This window comes from Chamaesiphon sp. OTE_20_metabat_361, assembly GCF_031364565.1.
The window spans coordinates 1-3,125 of sequence record NZ_JANLWO010000794.1; the positions used below are offsets into that span (position 1 = coordinate 1).

General features: G+C 48.9%; 1 protein-coding gene. It reads left to right on the forward strand.

Annotated features, from left to right (window positions below; translation table 11 throughout):
* Nucleotides 1-14: 14 nt before the first annotated feature.
* Nucleotides 15-3,125: ATP-binding protein (locus RMO35_RS22485; protein WP_309744509.1), on the forward strand; the 3,111-nt coding region annotated here is incomplete at its 3' end.

Genomic DNA, 3,125 nt, shown 5'->3' on the forward strand with positions numbered 1-3,125 from the left:
AATTCTACTCCCAAATGTTCGAGCCAGACCCAGAAACGGCAGCGACCGATCGAGTAGATGTGGTAGTTACTGGCAATAGTGCTGCGGCAATTGTCAGTCCTGGTTCGATCGAACTGCCCTCAGATGTCGATACTTATGACGAAGAAACGTTCTACAATCCCGATCTCGGCACCTTCGACGGCGATTTCCCCGGTTTTTGGTCGAATACCGAACTAGCCACGTCCCAGCAGCCAGGATATGCCGATCTCGATTTGCTGGCGAATATCGATGGTCAACTTCAACCACTGTCTTCAGTTGGCGATGCGATCGATCTCCCCGCACCCGATTTTGGATTAGACCAACCCATGAGCGGTTTATTTAGCACCGCTGCTACTCCTGATGATTGGGCTGAACTAGAGAATTTACCACCGATGGCACTCGCGCCAATTGTGCCAGAATTACCCGATCCAAGCACACCTAACAGCGATTTCGCTCCCGAGTTTCAGGCGACACCAGCAGCGCAAGTAGATCCCGTGCCTCAAAGTACCCCTGCTCCCGCGTGGGCAGACACGCCAGCTTCCGAGAGCCTGTTTTTGGAAGCATTAAACTATGGCAATCGTCCCGATTCAGACAGTTTCTCGCTCCCTTTAGAGCATTTAACTGCGGATGAATTACCTCAATCGATCGTCGAAAAAGACCCGATCGCCGATGAATTAAATGACTGGATCGATAACTCGATTCTCGCGTCCAGCAGCGGCTCCGCCACCGGGCAAAACGATCTCGCAGGTATCGGTACATTCGATCTCGATATGTTTACTGACGAATCACTGGGCGCTAGCAGCGATTTCCAGCTTACTAATTTCGATCTAGACAGCGTGGATGTACCAGTGGGTGAACGAGGGTCAGATCCCGATTTGGGTGAATTAGATCTCGATATTCTCGATCGCGAGCCACTGGTCGAAACTGCCGATCCACACGTTACTAATTTAGATTTAGCGCGAGCGCTCGCTACTGAATTAGGTAGTAACGAGCCACTAGCACTCGATGTGGATAACTTAGATTTAGATCTACTCGTTGGCGGAGCCTCTCGGAACGAGAATCGCGAACCAGAATTCGCTACTGGCGATCTGCCCACGAGTAACTTAGATCTGTCCGAATCGAGCGATGAACCCCTGACTAATGCGCTGGAATCGATCTCCCGATCGCCACTTAACGATGATTTTACCGATTTTAATCTAGATTTGTTCGCTGATAACAGCGCTTTATCAGATTTGGCTATCGGTGATGAATTAAGTGATTTTAATGTCGATCGAGAACTAGGTTTGAGCGATGATTTTAGTAATTTAGATTTTAATTTAGAGCCACATAAACTTGGCGATTTAAACTTTGAATTTGATGACTTGGCGCTCAACTCGTCCTTCGATCCTAGTCCAGTCGATCTCGATCTAGACTTTTTGAACATTGGCAGCGAGCCAGTTGTAAGCTCAAACGAGCCTACCGCAGAGTCAGGACTACTGGATTTAAATGCTGCTGGCGATCGACCATTAGAGTCAGATGATAACATTGAGTTGACTAATGACGGTGCTTTGAATCTGGATCCTCTAGGTGCCACCGAACTCAATTTAGATGACATCTCATCTCTAAATTTCGAGCCAGACTCGAATGCTGAGTCACGACTGCTAGATCTAGATGCCTTGAGCGGACAATTAGAATTAGAGATCGATAACATCGATTTGACTAGTGATGGCGCTCTAAACCTCGATTCATTAGGTGAAACCGAACTCAATTTAGACGAAACATCTTCTACAAATTTTGATAACTTAGACTTTAATCTTGATGATTTTAGCGCTGAATTAACCGATCGCGAATTAACTTTAGACGGGTTAGATGGGTTGGATTTACCAGGCGCAGATCTCCCAGATTTTGGCAACTTAGATGCCTTAATGGGTGTCACTGCATTGGGTCTGGGTGTTGGTGGTGCGATTGCCATCGGCAGTCAATCGTCAGCCCTTGACGATCTCGATGCCTTAGTCGGAAGTCCAGCACCTAATCTCGACGATCTCGACGCATTAGTCGGTAGTCCAGCGGCTAATTTCGACTCTCTCGATGCCTTGCTGACACCTGTCGTCCCAGTTGTTCAGCCGCCAATGCAGACCGGAGAGCGGGATGCCAAAGAGCGCCGCTCCAAACAGTCGCGTACCTTCGAGCAGACAATGAAGGTGTCGGTAAAATACCTCGACAATCTCAACAACTTAGTTGGGGAACTAGTCGTCAACCGGAATACCTTAGAGCAAGATCAAAATCGGATGCGGCAGTTTGTCGAAAAACTCCTCTCCGAAGTCCAAAAGCTCAATGAAGTCGGTAAGCGGATGCAGGATCTCTACGAGCGATCGTTGATGGAAAATTCTCTCGTCGCCAGTCGTCAGCAAAATAAACCCACCGTCCCCAGTCCGCAAATTAGCGGTGAAGATTTGGGTAACAGCGGCACGTTGATGGAATACGATCCGCTAGAAATGGATCGCTTTACACCGATTCACTTGCTATCGCAAAAGATGATCGAGTTGACAGTGCGCGTGCGCGAGTCTACAGCGGATATCGAATTTGTCGTCGATGGCAGTACCGAAGTTACCCGGACTCTCAGACAGATTACCGGACAACTCCAAGAAGATCTTACCAAATCGCGGATGGTGCCATTTGCCCAGACTGCCGACAGGTTGCAGCGCGGGGTCCGCGATAACGGTCTTAAATACGGCAAACAAATCGAACTGAGCGTCGAAGGTCGCGATACACTCATCGATAAAGTGATCCTCGAAAGTCTCACCGATCCGTTGATCCATATGGTCAATAATGCGATCGCTCACGGGATCGAAGCAGGTCAAGCTCGCCAAGCCAACGGTAAATCACTCGAAGGCAAAATTACAATTCGCGCTCTCCACCAAGGGAACCAAACTATTATCTCGGTTGCTGACGACGGTGCGGGTATCGATACCGAACGCGTTAAAGCCAAAGCGATCGAAAAGGGTCTAATTACCGCCCAGCAAGCGGCAGCCATGCCCAAAAAAGAAGCTTACGAACTGCTGTTCCTCCCTGGCTTCTCGACCAAAGAGCAGGCTGATGAATTGTCTGGGCGCGGCGTCGGCATGGAC